At 70.6% G+C, this 25,550-nt stretch carries 18 protein-coding genes; 7 read left to right on the top strand and 11 right to left on the bottom strand.

The window, feature by feature from the left end:
• Nucleotides 1-615: 615 nt before the first annotated feature.
• The 4 genes from ACWF94_RS06855 to ACWF94_RS06870 are packed head-to-tail and all read right to left on the bottom strand — an operon-like array spanning nt 616 to nt 4,334.
• Nucleotides 616-1,335, bottom strand: coding sequence for an ABC transporter permease (locus tag ACWF94_RS06855; RefSeq protein WP_453485415.1), 720 nt, complete (start codon nt 1,333-1,335; stop codon nt 616-618).
• Nucleotides 1,336-1,351: 16 nt separating this feature from the next.
• Nucleotides 1,352-2,263 carry an ABC transporter ATP-binding protein gene (locus tag ACWF94_RS06860; RefSeq protein ID WP_453485417.1) on the bottom strand — a complete coding sequence of 304 codons (912 nt, stop codon included), beginning with the start codon at nt 2,261-2,263 and terminating at the stop codon, nt 1,352-1,354.
• Nucleotides 2,260-3,225, bottom strand: coding sequence for an ABC transporter permease (locus ACWF94_RS06865; RefSeq protein WP_453485418.1), 966 nt, complete (start codon nt 3,223-3,225; stop codon nt 2,260-2,262). The genes ACWF94_RS06860 and ACWF94_RS06865 overlap by 4 nt, the downstream gene beginning before the upstream one ends.
• The gene (locus tag ACWF94_RS06870; protein ID WP_453485420.1) at nt 3,222-4,334 is read right to left on the bottom strand and encodes an ABC transporter ATP-binding protein; all 1,113 of its coding nucleotides are present in this window, start codon (nt 4,332-4,334) and stop codon (nt 3,222-3,224) included. The genes ACWF94_RS06865 and ACWF94_RS06870 overlap by 4 nt, the downstream gene beginning before the upstream one ends.
• Nucleotides 4,335-4,598: 264 nt before the next feature.
• Between ACWF94_RS06870 and ACWF94_RS06875 the strand changes: the two genes are divergently transcribed.
• Complete coding sequence (locus tag ACWF94_RS06875; RefSeq protein WP_453485422.1) at nt 4,599-6,458, top strand: SDR family oxidoreductase; 1,860 nt, start codon at nt 4,599-4,601, stop codon at nt 6,456-6,458.
• A 197-nt stretch (nt 6,459-6,655) separates the two neighbouring features.
• Nucleotides 6,656-7,600, top strand: a complete 945-nt coding sequence (locus ACWF94_RS06880) for a MerR family transcriptional regulator (protein WP_453485445.1) — start codon at nt 6,656-6,658, stop codon at nt 7,598-7,600.
• A gap of 362 nt (nt 7,601-7,962) precedes the next feature.
• On the opposite strand, the gene ACWF94_RS06885 is transcribed toward ACWF94_RS06880, so the two are convergent.
• Nucleotides 7,963-8,862, bottom strand: a complete 900-nt coding sequence (locus ACWF94_RS06885) for an LLM class flavin-dependent oxidoreductase (protein ID WP_453485424.1) — start codon at nt 8,860-8,862, stop codon at nt 7,963-7,965.
• Nucleotides 8,863-9,273: 411 nt separating this feature from the next.
• Between ACWF94_RS06885 and ACWF94_RS06890 the strand changes: the two genes are divergently transcribed.
• On the top strand, nt 9,274-10,128 hold the full coding sequence (locus tag ACWF94_RS06890) for a Cof-type HAD-IIB family hydrolase (protein ID WP_453485425.1): 855 nt from the start codon (nt 9,274-9,276) through the stop codon (nt 10,126-10,128).
• 105 nt (nt 10,129-10,233) lie between these two features.
• Here the strand turns inward: ACWF94_RS06890 and ACWF94_RS06895 are convergent, their stop codons facing one another.
• Both ACWF94_RS06895 and ACWF94_RS06900 read right to left on the bottom strand, forming a co-directional pair.
• A complete protein-coding gene (locus tag ACWF94_RS06895) occupies nt 10,234-11,484 on the bottom strand; it encodes a peptidoglycan DD-metalloendopeptidase family protein (protein WP_453485427.1) in 1,251 nt (416 codons plus the stop codon).
• Between the two features lie 197 nt (nt 11,485-11,681).
• Nucleotides 11,682-13,373, bottom strand: coding sequence for a sensor histidine kinase (locus tag ACWF94_RS06900; protein ID WP_453485429.1), 1,692 nt, complete (start codon nt 13,371-13,373; stop codon nt 11,682-11,684).
• A 3-nt stretch (nt 13,374-13,376) separates the two neighbouring features.
• Between ACWF94_RS06900 and ACWF94_RS06905 the strand changes: the two genes are divergently transcribed.
• The gene (locus ACWF94_RS06905) at nt 13,377-13,694 is read left to right on the top strand and encodes a hypothetical protein (RefSeq protein WP_453485431.1); all 318 of its coding nucleotides are present in this window, start codon (nt 13,377-13,379) and stop codon (nt 13,692-13,694) included.
• Nucleotides 13,695-14,001: 307 nt separating this feature from the next.
• Here the strand turns inward: ACWF94_RS06905 and cydD are convergent, their stop codons facing one another.
• The 4 genes from cydD to hisC form a co-directional block, all read right to left on the bottom strand.
• Nucleotides 14,002-17,628: a thiol reductant ABC exporter subunit CydD gene (gene cydD, locus ACWF94_RS06910; protein WP_453485432.1), complete on the bottom strand. Its 3,627-nt coding sequence runs from the start codon at nt 17,626-17,628 to the stop codon at nt 14,002-14,004.
• A 15-nt stretch (nt 17,629-17,643) separates the two neighbouring features.
• Nucleotides 17,644-18,645 (bottom strand): cytochrome d ubiquinol oxidase subunit II, encoded by a 1,002-nt coding sequence (gene cydB, locus ACWF94_RS06915; RefSeq protein WP_453485434.1) that lies wholly within the window; start codon nt 18,643-18,645, stop codon nt 17,644-17,646.
• 22 nt (nt 18,646-18,667) lie between these two features.
• Nucleotides 18,668-20,176 (bottom strand): cytochrome ubiquinol oxidase subunit I, encoded by a 1,509-nt coding sequence (locus tag ACWF94_RS06920; protein WP_453485436.1) that lies wholly within the window; start codon nt 20,174-20,176, stop codon nt 18,668-18,670.
• Nucleotides 20,177-20,446: 270 nt separating this feature from the next.
• A complete protein-coding gene (gene hisC / locus ACWF94_RS06925; RefSeq protein WP_453485438.1) occupies nt 20,447-21,550 on the bottom strand; it encodes a histidinol-phosphate transaminase in 1,104 nt (367 codons plus the stop codon).
• 556 nt (nt 21,551-22,106) lie between these two features.
• Here hisC and ACWF94_RS06930 point away from each other — a divergent pair.
• The 3 genes from ACWF94_RS06930 (at nt 22,107) to ACWF94_RS06940 (ending at nt 25,527) form a co-directional block, all read left to right on the top strand.
• Nucleotides 22,107-23,219, top strand: coding sequence for a LacI family DNA-binding transcriptional regulator (locus ACWF94_RS06930; protein WP_453485440.1), 1,113 nt, complete (start codon nt 22,107-22,109; stop codon nt 23,217-23,219).
• Nucleotides 23,220-23,458: 239 nt separating this feature from the next.
• Complete coding sequence (locus ACWF94_RS06935) at nt 23,459-24,550, top strand: metallophosphoesterase (protein WP_453485441.1); 1,092 nt, start codon at nt 23,459-23,461, stop codon at nt 24,548-24,550.
• A gap of 149 nt (nt 24,551-24,699) precedes the next feature.
• Nucleotides 24,700-25,527: a hypothetical protein gene (locus ACWF94_RS06940; protein ID WP_453485443.1), complete on the top strand. Its 828-nt coding sequence runs from the start codon at nt 24,700-24,702 to the stop codon at nt 25,525-25,527.
• The last annotated feature ends 23 nt before the right edge of the window (nt 25,528-25,550 follow it).

The following is a 25,550-nucleotide window of genomic DNA, read 5'->3' on the forward strand; positions in this document are numbered from 1 at the left end:
ACTGGGGACCAAGCCACTCCAGCCCGTCCGGCGCTTGAGGACACGGCCGAAGGCCGTGCCTTCCCACCAGCCAGACGCCGAGCAACCCACCCGCAGGTGCACCGAACACGGGGACCCGGAGACACCGGCAGCCGCACCCCGCAGTGCACGGTCCTGCCGCCCGCCCAAGGGCCCCGCTCTCCGGGAAGGGACGGTCCGCGCATGACGCGCGCTCGAAGCGACCGCCCCCGGGCAACCACTCGCAGGCGGTTCGCGGAGCCATCGGTGGCTACTCCGCGTCCTGCCGCCCGGCGCTGCCCTGCGGGGAACTCGACGGACTCGCGCTCGTACACGCGGTCGTCGTCGCGTTCCTCTCCCGGTAGAGCCACCGGCCGTACAGACGTACGCCCGGCTCAACCACTCTCCCTGTCAGGGCGAATCAACGCCACCGAATTTCCCCCGGGCCCCGGTCGGGCGCCCCACACGCCGGACGGGCCACGACGAGGCCCCCGCCCTCCGGAGAGTCTCCGGGGAGGAACGGGGGCCGCTCGCACCGAGCCAGAGCGCTACGTCTCACGCCACGCCGAGGCGTCACACCTCACACCACACCTCACACGACACCGAAGCGCCAACACCTCACTCCTCGCCCGCGAGCTTCAGCACCCGCAGCTTCTGCCCCGCGTACCAGGTCGCCGCCGCCGTGACGGCCGCGAGCAGCACCACCGCCAGCGGCAGGCCGACGTCCGAGCCGATCAGGCCCTCCCCGCCGATCTCCTCGGCGAGCGAGAGGGCCCACTGCTGCACGCTCAGTGTGCGCGCGCCGGGCACCAGGCTGCCGAACAGGGACTCCCAGATCAGCGCGTAGATCAGCCCGATGACGACCGCGTTCCGGCTGATCGTGCCGATGAGCAGGAACAGCGCGCTGTAGGCGATCGACGCGACCAGGGCCGCGACGGTGTACGCGATGGCGACCTGCTGACCGTTGCCGTTGAGGATGAAGCCCGCGATCAGGGTGGGGATCGCGGAGAAGACCATGGTCACGGCGATCGCGACGATCAGCTTGGTGAAGATGATCGTCGGCCGTTTCACCGGCTTGGCGAGCAGATAGACGATCGAGCCGTCGTCGATCTCGGGCCCGATCGCCCCGGTGCCCGCGATCACACCGATCAGCGGCACCATCGAGGCGATGGCGAATCCGCCGAGCACATCGGCGGCGATCTGGTCGTCCACACCGTTGAACGAGCGGACCGCGACCGCGATGACCAGCAGCAGCGCGGGCAGGACGAACAGAATCGCGGCACGGCGCCTGCCGAGCACGGCCCGATAGGTGAGCCGGGCGACTGTGGGGTTGTACATGACGTCACAGCTCCTTTCAGGCCGCTACGAGGTACGAGAAGACCGACTCAAGGGACTCGTCGGACGGCGAGACCGTGAGCAGGCGGATGGAGTGCTCCCGGGCGACCCGGGGCAGCAGCTCGGTGAACCGCCTGAAGTCGACGGCCTGGATCCGCAGCGCGCCCTCGGTGAGGTCGACCTCGATACCGGCCGTGGACGGGTCGGCGATCAGGGCGGCGGCGAGCGCCCGGTCGTCGCTGGAGCGGACGAGATAGCGGTGGGGACGGTCCGTCATCAGCCTGCGGATCTTGCGGAAGTCGCCGGACGCGGCATGGCGTCCGGCCACGATCACCTCGATGTGCGAGGCCAGTTGTTCGACCTCTTCGAGGATGTGCGAGGAGAACAGCACCGTACGGCCGGCGGCCCCCATCCGCCGCAGCAGATCCATGAGCTGCATCCGCTGGCGCGGGTCCATCCCATTGAAGGGCTCGTCGAGGAGCAGCACGGACGGCTCGTGGACGAGGGCGGACGCCATCTTCACGCGCTGCCGCATGCCCTTGCTGTACGTCGAGATCTTGCGGTCCTGCGCGTACTCCATCTCGACGGTGGCGAGCGCGTGCTGCGCCTCCTTGCCGCCCAGGCCGTGCAGTTCCGCGTTGGCGACGACGAATTCGCGACCGGTGAGGAAGTCGTACATCGCTTCCCGCTCCGGTACGACGCCGATCTGCCGGTAGACCGACTCATTGCGCCAGATCGGCTTGGAGTCGAGCGTGACGCTTCCCGTCGAGGGGGCGAGGAAACCACCCATCATGTTGATGAGCGTGGACTTGCCCGCGCCGTTGGGGCCGAGCAGACCGGTGACGCCCGGGGCGATGGTCATCGTGACGTCATTGACGGCCACGACGTTTCCGAACCACCGCGAGGTGTGCTCGATGCTGATGGTGGTCACAGCCCGACCTTTCGGTAGCGGCGCATCAGGACGCCGTACGAACCGGCGATCAGTGCGAGAACGACAAGCAGATAGATCACTCCGACACCGGCGCCGGGCCCTGCCTCGCTCGGGAAGTTGGAGGTGCCTCCGAGGAACGCGGTCTGCACTCCGTCGATGAGCGTGGCGGGCGAGAACAGGCCGAACCACTGGACCGCGCCGGTCGCATCGGTCTCCGCCGCGATCGCCTGGACGGTGGAGACTGCGCCGTAGGAGATGGTCAGCGACGCGATCACGGCGGCGACGCCGAAGCCGCGGCGCGGGGTGAACGCGGCCAGCACCAGGCCGATTCCGCCATAGAGGACGGACAGCAGCGCGATGGATGCCATGCCCTGGGCCAGCCCTTCCGTCTGGTCGGCCACGCCCATCTTCGCGAGCAGCGCGCCGATGTAGAGGATCAGCAGCGGCGCGGCGGTGATGATGAAGAGCGCCGACGCCATCGCGCCGTACTTGGCGAGCACGTAGTCGATCCGCTCGATCGGACGCGAGAAGTAGAGGGGCACCGACTTGAACCGCAGATCGCGGGAGACGGAGTTCGGCGCCTGCGAGGCCAGGAAGAGTCCGATGATCACCTGGGTGACGATCGCGTAGTTCGTGTACTCCAGGGGGAGCTTGTCGGCCTTGGTGGCGACGGCGACCGCGACGATGATCGCCGCCGGTACGCACATCACCCCGAAGAGGATCATCGGCAGCACCTTGGACTTGGCCGACCGGCCCAGACCGAAGGCGCCGCGCAGGGACTGGACGAAGAGCGAACGGCGGGCGTAGGCGCGGCCGAGCCGCTCGCCGTCGTAGTTCCGGTATCCGATGTTGTGGATACGGGTGGTCTCGGGGGCGGCCCCGGAGGGCTGCGCGCCCTGCGTGCTCTGGGGGCGCTGGGTACTCCGCGCGCTCTGGGTACTCTGCGTGCGCTGTGTGTTCATCGGGACTGCACCTCCGTCGCCTGACCGGCGCCCGGGGTGCCGCCCTGGTCCGCCGCGTGTCCCGCTGCCTGCCGTGAGGGCTGGCCCGGGGCGTTCCCTGAGGGCTGGCCTGCGGCGTGCCCGGCCATCGGTCCTGCCGTCCCCTCCGCCGCATCCGGCCGGCCCTCGGTCCGGTCCGCCTCCTGGCGGAAGACCTCGGCGATGTGGTGGCGGCGCTGTTCCATCCGGACCAGGCCGATGCCGAGTGCGGCGACGGTGTCGCGTACGACGTCGTACGTCTCCTCGCCGGACGCCTCGACGAGCAGGATGTGACCCGCTCCGGGCAGTCCGTCCTCCACACCCGCGTGGATGGTGAGTCCGGCCGCCGCGAGCTGCTTCCGCAGTACGCCGGTGCCGTCGGGGTGTTCGTCGGTGTCGGTGACCTCGACCGCGAGCGTCGTGGTCATCTGGGTGAAGTCGCTGGTGGAGCTGGAGCGCAGCAGCGAACCGCCGTCGATCACGACGACATGGTCACAGGTGCGCTCCAGCTCACCGAGGAGGTGCGAGGTCACCAGGACCGAGATGCCGAAGTCGGTGTGGATGCGCCGGATCAGCGAGAGCATCTCGTCGCGGCCGACCGGGTCGAGGCCATTGGTCGGCTCGTCCAGGAGGACAAGCTGGGGGTCGTGGACCAGGGCCTGCGCGAGCTTCACTCGCTGCTTCATACCGGTCGAGTAGCCGCCTATCGGTCGATATCGCTCCTCATAGAGGCCGACATGCCGCAAGGTGTCCGCGGTGCGCTCCCGGGCGGCGGCGGGCGGCAGCCCCGACATCCGCGCCATATGGACGACGAACTCGGTGGCCGAGACATCGGGCGGCAGACAGTCGTGCTCGGGCATATAGCCCACCCGCTCCCGGATGGCGCCACCGCTGGTGGAGACATCGAGACCGAGCACCGCGGCCCGGCCTTCCGTAGCGGGGGACAGACCCAGCAGGATCTTGATCAACGTGGACTTGCCGGCTCCGTTGGCGCCCACCAGGCCGGTCACACCGGGTCCGATGTCCAACGAGAGCCGGTCAAGAGCGGTCACCCTGGGGAACCGCTTGCTCAGGCTTTCGGTCGCGATCACAGTCACACCTCGAAGGTAGTGGCGTACGACACAACCGACGTCAGACCTGGCGGCTGGATCCGTGTCCGACTCCAGAGGTACGGACCCGTAGGGGGTCCCTACGAAAGAGGACAGCGAGCTGGGGGCACAGTCCGCCGGAAGTACCGCTCTCCCGGTCGTTATCCACAGGCTGGCGCACCCACTTGACGCAGCCGCCGGGCATTGTCACATTCATCAGTGTCACATTCATCACGTGTCACATTGCTGGCCAGGTGAGGAGTCGGCGTGAGTCTCAAGGGTGCGCGAGAGCGCTGGGTCCGTACGGGCGGAATCGAGCTGTGTGTCGCCGAGTTGGGCGACCCCGCGCAGCCGACCGTGCTGCTGGTGCACGGCTATCCGGACAGCAAGGAGGTCTGGTCGGGAGTCGCCGGACGGCTGGCCGCCCGGTTCCATGTGGTGCTGTACGACGTACGGGGCCATGGGCGCTCGACCGCCCCGAATCCGCTGCGGGGCGGCTTCACCCTGGAGAAGCTGACGGACGACTTCCTGGCGGTCGCGGACGCGGTGAGCCCGGACCGGCCGGTGCATCTGGTGGGCCATGACTGGGGGTCGGTGCAGTCCTGGGAGTTCGTCACCGTCCGCCGCGCCGAGGGCCGTATCGCCTCCTTCACCTCGATCTCCGGGCCGTCCCTCGACCACTTCGGGCAGTGGATCAGAAAGCGGACGAGCCGGCCGACCCCCCGGCGCGTCGGCCAGCTCATCGGCCAGGGCGCCAAGTCCTGGTACATCGGTCTGCTGCATACGCCGGTGCTTCCGGAGCTGGCCTGGCGCGGCCCGCTGGGCAGGCAGTGGCCGAGGATCCTCCAGTGGATGGAGAAGGTTCCCGGCGATGACTACCCGACGCCGTCGCTCCCCCGGGACGCGGCCCACGGCGCCTGGCTCTACCGCGACAATGTCCGCGCCCGGCTGCGCCGCCCCCGCTCCGACGCCTATGCCCTGGTGCCCGTACAGCTGATCACCCCGACCGGCGACGCCTTCCTCTCCGAGCGGCTCTACGACGAGCTGGGCACCTGGGCACCACGGCTGACCCGGCGCTCGCTGCCCGTCGGACACTGGGCGCCGCGCACCCGGCCGGACCAGCTGGCGGCCTGGATCGGCGACTTCGCCGCCGTCCTTGAGGACACCCCCGTAGAGACGGTTGGTATGGACGGGACGGCTGAGACGGACAGGACGGCCAGATCAGGCAGCAGGGGCAGGACAGGCGGGGCCGGCAGGGCAGCCGGTCCGGGAGCGGGGAGATCCGTGGCGACCGGACCGTATGCCGAGCGGTTCGGCGGACAGCTCGTCCTGGTGACGGGCGCGGCCAGCGGTATCGGGCGGGCCACGGCGCTCGCGTTCGCCAGGGCGGGAGCGCGGATCGTGGCCGTGGACCGGGACGCCGGGGGCGCGGCCAGGGTCGCGGAGCTGTCCCGGGGGACCGGCGCTCCGGCGGCCTGGGGGGTACGGGTGGATGTCAGCGACGGGGACGCGATGGAGAAGCTCGCCGAAGAGGTGGCCACGGAACACGGCGTGGTGGACGTCCTGGTCAACAATGCGGGCATCGGGCTCGCCGGGCCCTTCCTGCGGACCGGCACCGAGGAGTGGAAGCGGGTTCTCGACGTCAATCTGTGGGGCGTCATCCACGGCTGTCGGCTCTTCGGCGCGCAGATGGCCGAGCGCGGTCAGGGCGGCCATATCGTCAACACCGCCTCCGCATCCGCCTATCTGCCGTCGAAGACCCTGCCCGCGTACAGCACATCCAAGGCCGCGGTGCTGATGCTCAGCGCGTGTCTGCGGGCCGAGCTGGCGAGCCAGGGCATCGGGGTGTCGGCGGTCTGCCCGGGGATCGTGCAGACGAACATCACGTCCACCGCGCGGTTCATCGGCGTCGACGCGGACGAGGAGAAGCGCCGGCAGCGGAAGTCCGCCCTGCTGTACAGACTGCGCGACTACCCGCCGGAGAAGGTCGCCGACGCGATCCTGCGCGCGGTCGTGCGCAACCAGGCGGTGGTGCCGGTGACTCCGGAAGCCCGGGGCGCGCTGTTGCTGTCCCGCTTCAGCCCCAGGGCACTGCGGGCGATCGCCAGAGTGGACCCCCCGCTGTGAGCGCCGCGGAAGCGCCGGGCGTACAAGGGCGCCAGGGGTCCGGGGGTGCGCGGGGGACATCGGGCCCCGGCCGCACCGGGGCCGGCCGCGGGTCCATCGGCACCGACGCCGCCACCGAGCCTGGCACCGGGACCAGCACCGGGACCGGCGGCAGGTCCAGCGGCGGGACCAGCACCGGGGCCGGCGGCGGAGCCGAGCTGTCGGCCGCCGAGTACCGGATCGAGGATCTCGCCCACCTCAGCGGTGCCACGGTCCGTACGATCCGCGCCTATCAGGACCGCGGGCTGCTGCCGAAGCCGGAGCGGCGCGGCCGGTCCAATGTGTACGGCCCCACCCATCTCGCCCGGCTGCGACAGATCGCCGATCTCCTCGACCGGGGCTACACCCTCGCCTCGATCAAGGAGTTGCTGGAGGCGTGGGACGCCGGGAGGGGACTGGGCGGGGTGCTCGGTCTGGTCGCCGAGGTGCAGGGGCCGTGGACGGACGAGGAGGCCGCGCGGATCACCCGGGCAGAGCTGAACGCGAGATTCGGCGGTACGCCGGACGACGCGGTGGTCGCGGTGATCGCGGAGGCGGTGGAGCTGGGGGTGCTGGAGCCCATCGCGGACCGGGACGACGAGTTCCTGGTACCCAGCCCCCAAGAGCTTTCCGTGGCCGTGGAGTTGCACGCGGCCGGAGTTCCCCTGCCCGCAATCTCCGGACATCTCAGGGAGCTTCGCGGCCAGGTGGAGCACATCGCCGCCCGTTTCCTGGAGTTCACGACCGAGCACGTATTCGCCCGCTATCTCGGCCATCGCCCGCCGACCGACGCGGACGCGGCCGAAGCGGCGGCGCTGGTGCGACGGCTGCGCCCACTCGCCCAGCAGACGGTGGACGCCGAACTGGCGCGAGCCATGCGGACCTTCGCCACCCGCCACCTCCATCGCCATCTGACAGCGGACGGCCCCCCTCCGGCAGGCCCCGAGCCCCGTTCCATAGCCCTGCCCCCCGAGACAATCCGTGCGGTTCGGGCCCTGGTTGGCCCCCGGAACACCGCGGCCTTCATCGCGGCGGCGGCCGAACGGGAAGTACGGGCGCGGACCTTGGACGCGCTGGCCGCAAGGGACGGGAAACCCAGGGAAGTTGATCAAGAGGGTGGATAAGGCCGGGAGTTGTCCACAGAATCCTCAATTCCCCTGTGGATAACTATACTTGGCTGTGGATCAAACCTATGGAGCGGAATTTTCTTCGAGGGCGGATCGGGTCGAGCAGAAGCGGAGCCATATCGCCGGGCCACTCCGAGCGCGGGCCACTCCGAGCGCGGGCCACTCCGAGCGCGGGTCGAGCCGAACCAGGTCGAGCCGAACGCGGGTCGACCTGATCGGCCGGTTACGGGCGGACGCGGTGGGCGGAACAGCTGGGCAGGACGAACCCGGGCAGGACGAACCGGACGGGGCGAAGGCGTACCGGCCGGAAGCGGCGGGAGGAGGGCGGGGGGCGGGGCCGGGAGGGGGCCGGGATTGGCTCAGCGGGCGAGCTGGGTGAGGCCCTCCGTGGCGATCTGCTCGAAGACCCGCTGATCCGCCGCGAAGTCCGAGTCCGGAATCGGGGCGTGGATCGCGATCTCCGTGAAGCCCAGCGCGAAGTGCCTGCCCGCGAAATCCACAAAGGCGTCCAGCGAGGCCATCGGAGCGTCCCGGTCCGGTGTGAAGCCCGTGAGCAGGACCTTCTCCATCTCATCGGCCTCACGGCCGACGTCCGCGCACGCCTCGCCGAGCCTGGCGATCTGCCCCCGCAGCGCCGCACGCGACTCCTCCGGGGTGCCCGTCTCAAAGATCTTCGGGTCGCCCGTCGTCACCCAGGCCCGGCCGTACCGCGCCGCGAGCCTCATACCGCGCGGCCCGGTCGCGGCGACCGCGAACGGCAGCCGGGGCCGCTGCACACAGCCCGGGATGTTGCGGGCCTCCACCGCCGAGTAGAAGCTCCCGTCGGAGGTCACGGAATCCTCGGTCAGCAGCCGGTCCAGCAGCGGCAGGAACTCATCGAACCGATCGGCCCGTTCCCTCGGCGTCCATGCCTTCTGCCCCAGCGCGGTCGCGTCGAAGCCCATACCGCCCGCGCCGATACCGAGCGTGACCCGCCCGCCCGAGATGTCATCGAGGGAGATCAGCTCCTTGGCGAGGGTGACCGGGTGGCGGAAGTTCGGCGAGGTGACCAAGGTGCCCAGACGTATCCGCTCCGTGACTCCGGCGGCGGCGGTCAGCGTCGGGACGGCGCCGTACCAGGGGCCGTCGCGGAAGGTACGCCACGACAGATGGTCATAGGTGTACGCGGTGTGGAAGCCGAGCTGTTCGGCACGCTGCCACTCGTCACGGCCACCGCTGTGCCAGGGGCGGACAGGGAGGATCACAGTGCTCAGACGCATGCCGTCGAGCGTACGTGGGGCCGCGCCGCCCCCGCACACCGCTTGCCGGAGCCTCCCGGGCCCGATTGCGGGAGCCTCCGGGGCCACACCCGCCCGTCACTGCCAGGCAGCCATATCGCCCCGGATCACCATATATCGCACATCGTACGGTCACCGGCCTCCCGTACCCCAGGGGGCCGTCCCCCGGGGCCGCCCGCGCGCGGGTGTCCGGGTCTCCTCCCGGCGCTGCGCCCGGTGCGGCTCGACGACCCGCCCGCGCGCGGGTGGCCGGGTCCGTGGTGCGGTCGCCGCGCCCGCTCCACGCCCCCACGGCACGAACGCCCGCCCCCCGCGCTCCCCCGGCCATCGGTCCGGGCACTCAGATGTGCGACCTTCCGCACGCCCGTGCGAGTCATACGGGAGAATGAACAGGTGACCTCAGCTATCGATCCCCGCGCGCTGCCCGCAGCCCCCCGGCTGATCGCCACCGACCTGGACGGCACTCTGCTGCGGGACGACAAATCCGTATCGGAACGCACCGTCGCCGCCCTCGCCGCCGCCGAGGAGGCCGGTGTCGAGGTCTTCTTCGTCACAGGCCGCCCGCCCCGCTGGATGGACGTCGTCAGCGATCATGTCCACGGTCACGGCCTGGCGATCTGCGCCAACGGCGCCGCCGTGGTGGATCTCCGCGACGGCGGAAGGCTGCTGAAGGTCAACGCCCTGGAGCGGACCACGGCCCTCGATGTCGTGAACGCCCTGCGCACCGCCGCCCCCGGGACCTCCTTCGCCGTCGAGACGACCTCGGGCTTCCACCACGAACCGGCCTATCCGCCGCTGTGGTTCGACGCCGGAACCATCGTCGCGATCGCCGAGAAGCTGCTGCGCGAGGAGGAGCCGGGAATCGGTGCCCCGGTGGTCAAACTGCTCGCCCACCACCAGGAGCTGGAGCCGGACGCGTTCCTCACCCTGGCCCGTACGACCGTCGGCACCCTCGCGTCCTTCACCCGGTCCAGCTCGTCGGCACTGCTGGAGATCAGCGGCCTCGGGGTGAGCAAGGCCAGCACCCTTGCGCTCTGCTGCGCCGAGCGGGGCATCTCCGCCGATCAGGTCGTCGCCTTCGGGGACATGCCGAACGACGTGGAGATGCTGACCTGGGCGGGCACCTCCTACGCGATGGGCAACGCCCACCCGGATGTGATCGCCGCGGCCTCGGGGCGGACCGTCGCCAACAACGAGGACGGTGTCGCGGTCGTCATCGAGCGGATCCTGCGGGACCTGGAACGATAGGCCCGTCCAGCCCCCGAAGTCCTGACGTGGGGCCGGAGCCCCCGATCCGGCCCGACCTGGTGGACGGCGGCCACCAGCCGCACCGGGGCGTCGGCGCGGCGAACCTCACCCCCCACCCCGCCCCGGAGACGCGGGCGCCGACGCCCGGTCCGGATCAGGGTCGGGACCAGGACCAGGACCAGGACCAGGACCAGGCGCGGCGGTCGGCTCCAGTCGTACGCCCCGCTCGCGCAGCCACTCCGCCGGGTCCACCCCCGACCCCAGATAGGGGGTGAGCCGCACCTCGAAGTGCAGATGGGGACCCGTCGAGTTCCCCGTCGTGCCGGCCAGCCCGATCACCTGCCCGGCGCGTACCTTCTCGCCCTGGTCGACGGAGATCGACGCGAGGTGCGCGTACTGCGTGTAGTACCCGCCGGGATGCGCCACGACGATCTCGATGCCGAAGGCGCCACCACAGGACACGGACCGCACCCGGCCCGCACCGACCGACCGCACCGGCGCACCGATACCGACCGCGAAGTCCTGTCCGGTGTGGCGGCGGGCCCAGCGCTCACCGGCGCTGGCGAACCCGGCGGACAGCTCGAACATCTCCACGGGCGTCACCCAGGCGCTCATCGGCGGAACGCCGTCGCGCCGGTCGAGCCGTACGGCACCGGCGCACTTGCCCGCCGCGACCCTGCGATCCGCCTCCCCCTGGAGCGTCCACTGCGCGCTCTCCAGCCTGGTCTCGATTCTCCGCTTCACCGCCGCCAGCCGCGCGTTGCGCGTATCGAGGTCGTGCCAGGCGGCGCGGGCACGCCGCTGGGCGGAGGAGAGCCGTTGTTCCGCCCGGTGGACGCTGCCGATCAGCCGGCTCACGGCCGCCTCCGCCTGCCGGGCGTACCGCCGTCCGCGCAGCAGTTCGTCGGGGTCCCTGGCGAGCAGCAGCCGGGCGGTGAACGCGAGCCGGCCGCCCGTACGGTACTGGGCGCGGGCGACGGCGCCCATGGCATCGTGCATCGCGGCCAGCTCCCGCCGCCTGCGGTCGAGCAGCCCCTGCAGCCTGCCCGCGGTGACGCGCCGCGCCTCGGCCGCGCGCCGTCCCCGTTCATACGCGGCGGTGGCTGCCGCCACCTCCTCGTACAGCCGCATCACCGCGGCGTCGGTGCTCATATCCGGACCGTGGGAAGGGCCGTGGGACGGGCTGTGGGACGGGCTGTGGGACGGGCCGGCGACCGGGTCGGCGACCGCGCCGGGCGGGGGTGGGGGCAGCCGTTCGGACGCCAGGGCCACTGACGGGGCGGCCGGGGCGGCCGACAGCAGCACACACAGCGCCACCGTGGCGAGCAACGGCCGGTCGCGGTGTCTCAGGCGCATGTACGAATCGTCACTCGCCGGGGCCGCGAATCCCGGTACCCCCCGGGTGTCGTACGGCCACCTGGCCCACCATCCGACCTGCGCGGAGGCCGACCGGACCTGGGGCGGACCCGGCGGGGCCCGGGGCACGACCCGGCGAGGTCCCGGCACGACCGCCAGGGCCCCCGGGTCGGCACGACCTGGCGGCAGCGCGGAACCTACAGCGGTGCCTCCCAGCGCACCGTCGTCCCCCGGCCGCCCTCCCCGATCCCCGGACCGCAGACGCTCGATCCACCGAGCGACTCCGCCCGCCGCGCGAGGTTGCGCAGCCCGCTGCGCCGGCCGCCGTCCGGGATGCCGACCCCGTCGTCCGCGACGGTGAGCCGTACGCCATCGGCGCCGTCGGGGAGTTTCACGGTGGCGTCGACGACCACATCGATACGGGACGCCTCGGCGTGCCGGAACGCGTTGGACAGCGCCTCCCGCAGCGCCGCGATCAGATTCTTGCCGGTGAGTTCGCTGACGACGGTGTCGACCGCGCCGAGGAAGCGGTGCCCCGGTTTGAAGCCCAGCGGCACGGCGGCCATATTGATCTCGCGCAGCACCCGGGTGCGCAGCCCGGAGGGAGCCTCGGCCGGGCCCTGCTGAAGGGCGAAGATGGCGGTACGGATCTCCTGGATGGTCACGTCCAGTTCGTCGACCGCCTTGCCCACACCGTCCTGGACTGCGGGCACCATCGATCGGCGCTGGGCACCCTCCAGCATCATCCCGGTCGCGAACAGCCGCTGGATGACCAGGTCGTGCAGATCGCGGGCGATCCGGTCGCGGTCCTCGTACACCGCGAGCCGCTCCCGGTCGCGCTGGGCCTCCGCCATGATCAACGCGAGCGCGGCCTGGGAGGCGAACTGGGTGGCCAGGGTCCGTTCCGCCTCGCTGAACTGCCGTGCACCGCGCGTCCGGGGGGTGGCGAGTGCGCCGAGCACCCGCCCGCCGCTCTGCAGCGGCAGCATCATGCTCGGCCCGTAGCGCCCGGCCAGTTTGGTGATCACGCGCGGGTCGGTCGCCGCGTCCGCGACGAACACCGCCTCACCGGCCAGCAGCCTGGCGACCACCGGGCTCTCCGGGGAGATGACCCGCCCCAGGGAGTTCACGGGGTGGTCGGCGGCGACCGCGACGATCTCAAGCCCGCCTTCCTTGGCGGGCAGCATCACGATCCCGGCGGCGGAGTCGGCGAGCCTGCGGGCCTGCTCGGCGACGACGGCCAGGGCGTCCTCCGCATCGCCGCCGGAGAGCAGGGCGGTGGTCACGGCGACGGAGCCGTCGATCCAGCGCTCGCGCTGACGGGCGGCCTCGTAGAGCCGGGCGTTGCCGATGGCGATCCCGGCTTCGGTGGCGAGGACGCGGACCATATGGAGGTCGTAGTCGTTGAACTCGCCGCCGCCGTTCTTCTCGGCCAGATAGAGATTGCCGAAGATCTCCCCCTGGACCCGGATCGGGACGCCGAGGAAGGTCCGCATCGGCGGGTGACCCGGGGGAAATCCGGCGAAGCGCGGGTCCGAGGTCAGATCGGCGAGTCTGACGGGGGCGGGGTCGTGGATGAGCGCGCCGAGGAGCCCGCGCTGGCCGTCGGGCCGGCGGCCGATCCGCTGGGCCACATCCTCGCCGACGCCGTACGTCACGAAGTCCGAGAGGCCCCTGCCCTCCTCGTCGACGACGCCGATGGCGGCATAGCGGGCGTCGGCGAGTTCGGCGGCCGTCTCGCAGATCCGGTCGAGTGTGGAGTGCAGTTCCAGCCCGGTGCCTACGGAACGCATCGCCTCCAGGAGCTGCGGGACCCGGGCGGTGAGTTCGGTGGACAGCCCCTGGAGGCTGCGGGTCGCCTGCGTCGCGGCTTCGAGCGGATCCTTCACGGCGTGCGGGTCCGGGGCGCTGTCCTCGGCCTGGTACGGGCCGACCGCGCCGCCCTTGACCCCGCCGCCCTCGGCCGGGCCCCGCTCGGCCGGACCGGATTCCGCCGGGCGAGGTTCCGCCGGGCCGGATTCCGCCGGGCCCTGCTCGGCCCGACGTCCATCCGGGACGTGGCCCTCGCCCCGGTGCGGGTCCGCCTCGCCGCCCTCCGCCCGCCCCTGCTCCCGGCCGGGTTCGTCCCGCCCCCGCTCGGCCGGGCGGGGTTCCGCCGGATCGTGATCAACGGAGGCGAGCGGCGGGAACGGGCCCGTGCCACCGGATGAACCGATGGGTCCGGATGAATCCGGTGATTCCGGCGATTCCTTCGGTTCGGGCACTGTCATGCCCTTGAGCCTAGTAATTCCCATTTAACGGGGAAAGTCGGCTGTCGACGGCGCCGGGGCGCTGCCGGGCAGCGCTCGGGCGCAGGACAGTCGGCCCCCGGAACGCCGACGCCACGCCCCCCCCCCGGCGCCCCCTGGCCCACAGGCCGAGCCCTGTCCCGACCCGGCCCACCGAACCTCCCGGCATCCAGCCGAGCCCTGTCCCGACCGACCCGCCGAACCCCCGTACCCGATACCCGCCCCCGGCTCACCCGCCGGCCGGTGTGAGCCGTGCCCCGAGCAGATCGGCGGCCCGCTCGCGTTCCAGGGTCCGCCGCAGCGGCCCCTCGGTGACGATCAGCTCCGCGTACGGGCCCCGCTGCACGGCCCGTCCCTCCTCCAGTACGACGACCTCGTCGACCGCGTCGAGCCCCTGCAGCCGATGGGTGATCAGCACGGTCGCCGTTCCCTGTGCCGTCCGGCTCTCGGTCGCCGCCAGCAGATCCGCCGTCAGCGCGTCGGCCGTCGCCAGGTCGAGGTGCTCCGCGGGCTCGTCCAGGACGAGTACGGGGAAGTCGGCCAGCAGCGCGCGGGCCAGGGCGAGGCGCTGCCGCTGGCCGCCGGAGAGCTGCGCGCCGTGCTCGCCCACCAGGGTGTCCAGCCCCTCGGGCAGGGCGTCGACCCACTCCAGCAGCCGGGCGTCGGCCAGCGCCCGCCGCAGTTCGTCCTCTGTCGCGTCGACGCGCGCGAGCAGCAGGTTCTCCCGCAGGGAACTGTCGAAGAGGTGCGCGTCCTGCGCGCACAGCCCGACGAACCGGCGGACCGCGTCCCCGTCGAGGCCGTCCGCGGCCACTCCGCCGATCGTGTACGTCCCCGCCCGGGCGTCCAGGAAGCACAGCAGCACCTGCGCGAGGGTGGTCTTGCCGGAGCCCGACGCCCCGACGACGGCGATGCGCTTGCCCGCCGTGAGTGTGAGATCGAGTCCGTCGAGCGCGTCCGCGCCCTGTCCGGCATAGCGCGCCCGCAGCGCCCGCACCTCCAGGGGGAACGCCGTCGCGGGCGTGGCCGCCGGCCGCTCCGGCTCGCGTACGGGGACGGGCGCGTCGAGCACCTCGTACACCCGCTCGGCGCTCCGCTTGACGCGCTGCCGGCACTGGACGGCGAGCGGCAGCCCGGTGACCGCCTCGAAGGCCGCGAGCGAGGTGAGCACCACGACCGCGAGGGACACCCCGTCGAGGCGCCCGTCCCGTACGGCCCCCACCCCGGCGAGCGCGGCGAACACGACGGTCAGCCCGCAGGCGAGGGTGGAGAGGCCGCTGCCGAGCGCGGTGGCGGCGGCGCCGCGCGAGGCGATCCGGGTGAGCTGCCGGTCGGCCTCCCCGACCCCTCGGAGGCGCTCCTTCAGCGCTCCGGCGACGGTCAGTTCGGCCATGCCGTGCAGCAGGTCGACGAGCCGGGTGGCCAGGGCTCCCCGGGCCGGGGCGAGCTGTCGCTCGGCCCGCCGTGCGACCCTTCCGCTGAGCAGCGGGACGGCCGCCCCGGCGACGAGCAGCCCCACGGCGAGCACTGCTCCGGCCTCGGGCACCAGCCAGGCGGTGAACCCGACGGCCCCGGCGCAGACGACGGCGGCGGAGCCGGCGGGCAGCAGCCAGCGCAGCCAGTAGTCCTGGAGGGCGTCGACGTCCGCGACGAGCCGGGAGAGCAGATCGCCGCGCCTGCGCTGCCGCAGTCCGGCCGGGGCGATCCGCTCCAGGCGCAGGTAGACCGCGACGCGCAGTTCGGCGAGCATCCGCAGCACCGCGTCGTGGGAGACGAGCCGTTCGGCGTACCGGAAGACCGCCCTGCCGATACCGAAGGCGCGGGTCGCCGTCACGGCCATCATCAGATAGAGGACGGGCGGCTGTTCGGACGCGCGGGAGATGAGCCAGCCGGAGACGGCCATGAGCCCGACGGCCGATCCCAGTGCGAGGCTGCCCAGCAGCAGTCCGAGCCAGAACCGCGCCCGCTGTTCCCCGGCGGCCTGCCGGACCCGGGTGAGTACCGGGGACCCGTCGGCGGCGGAGGTCTCGGTGAGCCGGTAGCCGTCCTCCGCGGGTGGGGGAGCCGGGCCACCGGCCGGACCGGTCACGGGCGCGTGTGTCCGAACGGGCTCCGGGTCCGCGGCCGGGCGCCGGGAGAGTGCGACCACCCGGTCCGCCACCGCCAGCAGCGCCGGCCGGTGGACGACCAGCAGCACGGTCCGGCCCGCCGTCAGCCGCCGGACGGCCTCGACGATCCCGGCCTCGGTCTCGCCGTCCAGCGCGGCCGTCGGCTCATCGAGCAGCAGCACCGGCCGGTCCGCCAGAAACGCCCGTGCCAGCGCGAGCCGTTGCCCCTGCCCAGCGGAGAGCCCCGCCCCGTCCTCGCCGATGACCGTGTCCGCGCCCCGGGGGAGGGCCCGAACGAAGTCGTACGCCCCGGCTTCCCGCAGCGCGTCCCGTACGGCCTCGTCGTCCGCGTCCGGCCGTGCCAGCCGTACGTTCTCGGCGACCGTCCCGGCGAACAGATACGGCCGCTGGGGCACCCAGGCGATCTGTTCGCGCCAGTGGTCGAGGTCGAGGTCCTTGAGGTCGGTGTCATCGATCCGGACCCGGCCATCGGCGGGTGACACAAAGCCGAGGAGTACATCGAGCAGCGTGGACTTGCCGATACCGCTCGGCCCGACGAGGGCGACGGTCTCCCCCGGTTCCACCACCAGCGAGGCCGTGTCGAGGGAAGGCTCGGCGCGACCGGCGTGGCGTACGGTCACCGCGTCGAGTTCCAGACGCGGCGCGGCAGGCACAGCCCGCGTACCGCCGCCGCTTCCACCCCCGGGCACCCCTGCCCCCGAAGCACCGGCACCGGCACCGGCACCACCCCCGGGCACCCCTTCCGCCAGGACGCCCGCACCGCCCCCGGACGGTTCGGTCTCCAGTACCGCGAAGATCTCCTCGGCGGCCGAGAGCCCCTCGGCCGCCGCGTGATACTGCGTCCCCACCATCCGGATCGGCAGATATGCCTCGGGGGCCAGAATCAGGACGACCAGACCGGTGTAGAGATCCATGTCCCCATGGACCAGCCGCATCCCGATGGTGACGGCCACCAGTGCCACGGAGAGGGTGGAGAGCAGTTCCAGCGCGAAGGACGAGACAAAGGCGATCCGCAGCGTGCGCATGGTGGCCCGCCGGTACTCCGAGGTGATCGACCGGATCGACTCGGCCTGCGCCTTGGCCCGTCCGAAGACCTTGAGGGTGGGCAGCCCTGCGACCACATCCAGGAAGTGACCCGAGAGCCGGGACAGCAGCCCCCACTGGCGTTCCATCCGGGTCTGGGTGTACCAGCCGATGAGGATCATAAAGAGCGGGATCAGCGGCAGGGTCACCACGATGATCGCGGCGGAGACCCAGTCCTCGGTGACGATCCGCGCCAGCACCGCCACCGGTACGACGACCGCGAGGCCCAACTGCGGCAGATAGCGCGAGAAGTAGTCGTCCAGGGCGTCGATGCCCCGGGTGGCGAGGGCCACGAGCGACCCGGTGCGCTGACCGCTGAGCCAGCCGGGGCCGAGTTCGGCGGCACGGGCCAGCAGTCGGCTCCGCAGTTCGGACTTGACGGCGGCGCTGGCGCGGTGGGCGGCGAGTTCGGTCAGCCAGGAGACCGCCGCCCGTCCGGTCGCGACGGCCGCCAGCAGGATCAGCGGCGTCACCAGATCGGAGGCGGAGAACCCCTTCTGGAAGGCGCCCACCACCACCTCGGCGATCAGCATCGCCTGGGCGACGACCAGCGCCGCCCCGACAAGTCCGAGAAGCACCACGGCGAGAAGGAAGCCACGGGTGGCCCGGGCGTACCGGAGCAGACGCGGGTCGATCGGTTTCACGTGAAACATCCCCCACTAGTGAGCATCGGCGATGTGCTGCGTACCGATCCGCTTGCGGAACACCCAGTACGTCCAGCCCTGGTAGAGCATGACCAGCGGGGTCGCGATCAGAGCCAGCCAGGTCATGATCTTGAGTGTGTACGGGGTGGACGAGGCATTGGTGACCGTCAGGTTCCAGGCTTCGTTGAGCGAGGACGGCATGACGTTCGGGAACAGGGTCAGGAAGAGCATGCCAACCGCGGCCACGATCGTCACTCCGGAGAAGGCGAACGACCAGCCCTCCCGCCCGGCCTGATTCGCCCCGATCGCGGCGACCAGCGCCACCACCGCGATGATCATCGCGACCAGGCTGGTCCCGTCACCGCGCGAGATCTGGGTCCAGCTCAGAAAGCCGAGCGCCAGTACGGCGGTGAGCAGTCCCAGCTTGAGCGCCAGCGCACGGGCCCGGGTCCGGATGTCCCCCAGTGTCTTCAGCGCGACGAAGACCGCGCCGTGGAAGGTGAAGAGGGAGAGCGTCACCAGTCCGCCGAGGAGGGAGTAGGCGTTGAGCAGGTCGAAGACATTGCCGACGTACTCCTTCTGCTCGTCGATCTTCACGCCCCGCACGATATTGCCGAAGGCCACACCCCACAGGAACGCCGGCAGCAGCGAGGTCCAGAAGATGGCGTGCTCCCAGTTGGTCTGCCACCGGTCCTCCGGCCGCTTGTGCCGGTACTCGAAGGACACTCCGCGCACGATCAGACAGAAGAGAATGAGCAGCAGCGGCAGATAGAAGCCGGAGAAGAGGGTGGCATACCAGTCGGGGAACGCGGCGAAGGTCGCGCCGCCCGCCGACAGCAGCCACACCTCGTTGCCGTCCCACACGGGCCCGATGGTGTTGATCAGCACCCGTCGCTCGGTCCGGTCACGGGCGAGCAGCTTGGTCAGGACACCGACCCCGAAGTCGAACCCTTCGAGGAAGAAGTAGCCGATCCACAGGACGGCGATGAGGACAAACCAGACGTTGTGAAGTTCCATGCCTCAGCAGCTCCTCAGGGCCTCAGTACGAGAAGGCCATCGGCCGGTCGGCGTCACGGTCATCGCCGCCGATCTTGGTGGGCGGATTGAGGTCGGCCTCGGTCAGCTCGGGCGGCCCTGCCTTGATGTACTTCACCAGCAGCTTGACCTCGATGACGGCGAGCACCGCATAGAGCAGGGTGAAGAGGATCATCGAGGTGAGCACCTCGCCCTGGGACACGCCGGGGGAGACCGCGTCCTTGGTGCGCAGCACTCCGTACACCACCCAGGGCTGCCGGCCCATCTCGGTGAAGATCCAGCCCCAGGAGGTGGCGATCAGCGGGAAGGTCGTGGTCCAGAGCGCGATGATCCAGTACCACTTGGTGAGCTTCGGCCCCAGCGCCTTCTTCCGGAGGAGGACCAGTTTCGGCACCTCGTCCTCGCCGGTCCGCAGCGCTTCGGGCAGCAGGAACCTTCTGCGGGTGAGCCAGAGTCCCAGCAGTCCGATGGAGAAGGACGCCATCCCGAAGCCGATCATCCAGCGGAAGCCCCAGTAGGCGACCGGGATATTGGGGCGGTAGTCGCCCGGACCGTACTTCTCCTGCTCCGCCTTGTTGATGTCGTTGATCCCGGGCACGAAGGACTCGAAGTCCCCCTTGGCCAGGAAGGACAGCAGCCCGGGGACCTCTATGGCGACCTTGTTGTGGCCCTCGTCGACATCTCCGTAGGCGAAGATCGAGAAGGGCGCGGGCGCCTCGCCGTCCCACAGCGCCTCGGCCGCCGCCATCTTCATCGGCTGCTGCCGGTACATGACCTTGCCGAGGACATCACCGCTGATGGCGGTGAGCGCTCCGGCGATGACCACGGTGACCAGCCCGACCCGCAGCGAGCTGCGCATCACGGGGATGTGCTTCTTGCGAGCCAGATGGAAGGCGGCGATTCCGGCCATGAACGCGCCACCGACCAGGAAGGCGGAGGTCATGGTGTGGAAGAACTGGCTGACCGCGGTGTCCTGGCTGAGCACCCGCCAGAAGTCGGTCAGTTCGGCCCGGCCGCGCTCCTCGTTGATCCGGTAGCCCACGGGGTGCTGCATCCAGGAGTTGGCGGCCAGGATGAAGTACGCGGAGCAGACCGTGCCGATCGAGACCATCCAGATACAGGCCAGATGGATCTTCTTCGGCAGCTTGTCCCAGCCGAAGATCCACAGCCCGATGAAGGTGGACTCGAAGAAGAAGGCGATCAGCGCCTCGAAGGCGAGCGGGGCGCCGAAGATATCGCCGACGAAGCGGGAGTAGTCGGACCAGTTCATACCGAACTGGAACTCCTGCACGATCCCGGTGACGACACCCATGGCGATGTTGATCAGGAACAGCTTGCCCCAGAACTTCGTCGCCTTGAGGTACTTCTCCTTCTCCGTGCGGACCCAGGCCGTCTGGAGGCCCGCGGTCAGTGCGGCGAGAGAGATCGTCAGAGGGACGAAGAGGAAGTGGTAGACGGTGGTGATGCCGAACTGCCATCGCGCCAAAGTCTCCGGCGCCAGAGCCAGGTCCACGTCGTCATCTCCTTACATCGACGAGGTCGAGCGGCAGTTTGCCTGACTAATCCCAGTTATTGCGGGATGAACAGGACACGCTTGTGAACGCGTTCACATTCACAAGCATTATGGCTCATACGAAAACCACACCGATGACCGGGGGGTGCCTTTCGGCCGGATCCGGGCGAATCAGGGCCAGACCCCGGCGGAGCGCACGGTGCCGGGCATACCGAAACGGGCCCGGACCTGAAACGGTCCGGGCCCGAGGGCTGATCTGCGCGAGACGGGCTAGCTCGCCTCGATCTTCTTGCGGAACGCGTCCGCGGCGTGCAGGAAGAGGTCGTTGGCCTCCGGCTCCCCGATGGTGATCCGGGCGCCCTCCCCCGCGAACGGCCGCACCATGACACCCGCCGCCTCGCAGGCCGCGGCGAAGTCGGACGTACGGTCGCCCAGCCGCAGCCAGACGAAGTTCGCCTGGGTCTCGGGCACGGTCCAGCCCTGCTTGACCAGCCCCTCGTGCACCCGGGTGCGCTCGGCGACCAGCGAACCGACCCGGCCCAGCAGCTCGTCCTCCGCCCGCAGCGACGCGACCGCCGCGTCCTGGGCGAGCTGCGACACCCCGAACGGAACCGCGGTCTTACGCAGCGCGGCGGCCACCGGATCGTGCGCGATCGCGAAACCGACCCGTAGCCCTGCCAGGCCGTACGCCTTGGAGAAGGTACGCAGCACCGCGACATTGGGACGATCCCGGTAGAGCTCGATGCCGTCCGGCACCCCCCCGTCCCCGCCTTCGGCGGCGCGGATGAACTCCCGGTACGCCTCGTCCAGCACCACCAGCACATCCGATGGCACCCGGTCGAGGAACCGCTCGAGCTCGGCCCGGCGCACCACCGTGCCGGTCGGATTGTTGGGGTTGCAGACGAAAATCAGCCGGGTCCGCTCGGTGATCGCGTCCGCCATCGCGTCCAGGTCGTGCACATCACCCGCGGTCAGCGGCACCTGCACCGCCTTCGCCCCGCTGATCTGTGTGATGATCGGATACGCCTCGAAGGACCGCCATGCGTAGATGACCTCGTCACCCGGGCCCGAGGTGGACTGCACCAGCGACTGGGCGACCCCCACCGATCCCGTACCGGTGGCCAGATGCTCCAGCGGCACCCCGAACCGGTCCGCCAGTTCATTCATCAGCCCGGTGCAGGCCATGTCCGGGTAGCGGTTGAACCCGTGCGCCGCGGCGATCGCCGTCTCCATCACACCGGGCAGCGGCGGATAGGGGTTCTCATTGGACGACAGCTTGTACGCGGCCGGGCCGCCGGCCGCGGCCGGCCTGCCCGGCTTGTAGGTGGGAATGCCGTCCAACTCGGCGCGCAGCTTGGGGCTCGTCTCGCTCACCGCAGGTCCTCCTCGACCGTTCGTATCACCGCGGAATCTCACCTCGGAACCAATACTCCTCACCATATGAGGATTCCCGTCCGCTGCGAATGGCCGGAGCGGATCAATCCGCACAACCCGGGGCCGAGCGGTGCGTATATCCCCCGCGTATGCCCCCGCGCGGGACCCCAAGCCCCGGACCCCGCGGAGCCCGGCACCACAACCCCCACCGGAGCGGGTCCGGGGGCCCTCGCGGGCCCGGTCCACGAGCCTCGCCCAGGCCGGCCCGAAGGCCCCACAGGAGCCGGAAAAGAGGGGGGAGCGCTCAGATCCCTGGCGCACGCCGGTGGCTCGCTCCGTGGCGCGCATCCCCCGTAGAGGTGAGTTGAGACCTCTTCGAAACATCGACCATTCGGCAGGTTGATGCGGCCAGACACCCCAGACGGCTTAGGTGTAACGTTCAACTCCTTTATTTTCCAAGGCAGTTGATGGGTTATGATCATGCAGAAACGTGCCTGTCAACGAGTGAATATGCGACCGGCCCAACCGCCCACGCGAGCCCTACTATCGGCTCGCCATGACAGCAGCAGGGAAGCACCAGGTGAGCCGGACGGACACATCCCGCCGGGGGCACCGGCAAGGTCGGGCGGGCATCCGAGACGTCGCCGCCGCAGCCGGTGTATCCATTACGACTGTCTCGGACGCGCTCAACGGAAAGGGTCGGCTCCCGGACGCCACCCGCAGACACGTCCGCGAGGTCGCCGACCGGCTGGGCTATCGCCCATCGGCCGCGGCCCGCACACTCCGCACCGGCAAGTCGGGGCTCATCGGCCTGACGGTGACCACATACGGGGATGAACCTTTCACCTTCACGGAGTTCGCGTACTTCGCCGAAATGGCGAGAGCCGCGACATCCGCCGCGCTCGCACGCGGCTACGCGCTGGTGATCCTCCCCGCCACCTCGCGACACGACGTCTGGTCGAACGTCGCTCTCGACGGCACCATCGTGATCGACCCGTCCGACCACGATCCGGTCGTCGCCGAACTCGTCCGCCAGGGATTACCGGTCGTCTCCGACGGCCGTCCGGCCGGAACCCTCCCGGTCACCGCCTGGGTCGACAACGACCACGAGGCAGCCGTACTCGATCTGCTCGACCATCTCGCCGACGCCGGCGCCCGCAGAATCGGGCTCCTGACCGGCACCACCACCGACACCTACACCCGTCTGTCCACCACCGCCTATCTGAGCTGGTGCGAACGCGTGGGCCAGGACCCGGTCTACGAGTCCTACCCCGCCCACGACCCGTGCGCCGGAGCCGTCGCGGCCGACCGGCTGCTCGCCCGGCCCGACCGACCGGATGCCGTATACGGCCTCTTCGACCCCAATGGCACCGATCTGCTCGCCGCCGCCCGGCGGTACGGCCTGCGCGTCCCCGAGGATCTGCTGCTCGTCTGCTGCAGCGAATCGACCGTGTACGCCACGACCGAACCCCCCATCACCACCCTCTCGCTCAAACCGCGCCGTATCGGCACGGCCGTCGTCCAGCTCCTCATCGACGCCATCGAGGGAGTCAACGAAGACCGGCCGGTCGAGCAGGTGATACCGACCGAACTGATCGTCCGGACGTCCTCACAGCGCCGTTCACCACGGACGACGGTGAGCGCGCCGCGCTCACCCACACCGGACTAGGGCAGGTTTCGAAAGTCCCACCTGGCCTGCCGGGCGGACGGCGCTACTTTCGAAACACGCCCTAGACCTCACTATTTGGGACGAAACGACCGACGCGTCAGGGGTGCGGACGGATTCACCACCCCTGGTGCGTCACACAGCACGGACCTCGTTCCTATGATGGGCGCACGACACCGCGGCCCTCCCTGACCAGGCTGGGCCGAGAGGTGAACGGCGGCGCGACGGTGGTGGAGGGGTCGATGACTCAGGGGGCCAGTCAGGGACCCGTGGTGCGGACGGCGACATTGCGCGATTTCCGTGTCCCTCCGTACGCACAGGTGCCCGTTCAGTCGGGAACATCCGAGTCCGGCGTCACAACCCCGAGCTTCACGCACCCCGGCAATGCCGTGCCGGAGGGTGAGCTGCCCGACGGCTACACGCCCACCGCCCGGGACCTGCCGGTGATCCAGCGCCGTGGTCCGGGCGACACGGTCCAGATCCAGACCGAACCGGCCGAGCCCGCGCCGGACAGCCTCGGCCCGCTCTATGTCGTGGGCGATGTCCACGGCTATCTCGACGAACTCGTCGCCGCCCTCACCGCCCAGGGCCTCATCGGCCCGGACGGCCAGTGGGCGGCGGGAAACACCCGGCTGTGGTTCCTCGGCGACTTCACCGACCGCGGCCCCGACGGCATCGGCGTCATCGACCTCGTCATGCGGCTCTCCGCCGAGGCCGCCGCCGCCGGCGGCTACTGCAAGGCCCTGATGGGTAATCATGAACTGCTGCTGCTCGGCGCCAAGCGGTTCGGCGACACTCCGGTCAACTCCGGCGCCGGCACCGCCACCTTCCAGGCGGCCTGGCTGCTGAACGGTGGCCAGAAGGCCGATATGGACCGGCTCCAGGACGTCCACCTCCAGTGGATGGCCCGCCTCGACGCGGTGGTCGAGGAGGACGGGCATCTGCTGATGCACTCCGATACGACGGCGTACCTCGAATACGGCTTGACCATCGAGGACGTCAACGACACCGTTCACGAAATCCTCACCCGCAATGACGCCGACGAGTGCTGGGATCTGTTCCGCAAGCTCACCAAACGCTTCGCCTTCCGTGACGAGGGCGGCCCCCAGGCCGTCCACGAACTGCTCTCGACCTACGGCGGCAACCGCGTCGTGCACGGTCACAGCCCCATTCCGTATCTGCTGGGCGAAGTGGGCACGGAGGACGGCGAGGACGACGAGCGCCCGGTCGTCGAGGGCCCTCATGTCTACGCGGACGGCCTCGCGATCGCCATGGACGGCGGCGTCACCATGGCCGGAAAACTCCTTGTTGTCCAACTCCCGCTACCCGATTGAGCAAAGCCGGGCACCCGATTTACCGAAACCCCCTGTCACCCCGTGCCGTAACCGCTCTACCATCGGCTTATCCGTAGCAGGCTCTCCTCCGTTTCCGCTCGGCCGCCCGGGCCTGTCCGGGCAACCCGGGCGCCACGGAGCATCGGGGGATGCACATGAACAGCGCTCCGCACCTGCTGACCGAGGACCGCGCCGAATACGAGCGGGCCCTCGACGACGCGCTGCGCAACGCCCATGACCGACCGGATCTCGCTGCCGTCGGACAGCGGCTGAACGCCGAGCAGCTGCGCACGATGGCCATGAACGCGACGGCACTGATCACCTCCGCCGCCGCCGCCGAGTACGACCACTATGTGAAAATCCGCGAGGAGGCGCGCGCCCCGTCGGCCGCACAGTCCATGCGGGACTCCGTGCTGAGCCCCGCCGGCGACGATCCGGCCGGGCACGGCGCCGGACTCGGGGCCGTCATCACCGTACTGGCCCCGGTGCTCGCCGGGACAGCGGCGCTGATCTTCCTGCTCGTCGGCTACATCCTGAAGATGCTCGAACCCACCCCTTCCTTCGCGACGGCCATGGTCTCCGCGGGCTGGTTCTTCGTGGCGCTCACGGCCGCCGCCATACTGTTCGCCGCGGTCGGCCTGCTGCTCACCGCCCTGCGCAACAGCGCGACACAGGTACCCGCCGAGGAGATCACCGGCGAACTGCCCGACGAGGTCGCCCGCGCCAAGGACGCCTGGCGGCACGCCCTGGTGGAGCGGGGCATCCTGCCCTTCTTCCGGGCCGCCCTGGAAGACCCCAGCTCCGACCCGACCTCGTCGGCACCACCGCGCCCGGTGAGCCGGATACCCAAGGTCGGATACAGCGGCCCGGACTACTCCAGCCCGAGCGCGGGCTCGACGACGGGCCAGCGCCCCACGTTCACCAGCCCGGACTTCACCAGCCCCGACTTCGGCGGCCCCGAGAACCAGCCGGAGTGACCTCCGGCCGGGGCTCAGGGCCC

This window comes from Streptomyces sp. NPDC055078 (genome assembly GCF_053607985.1).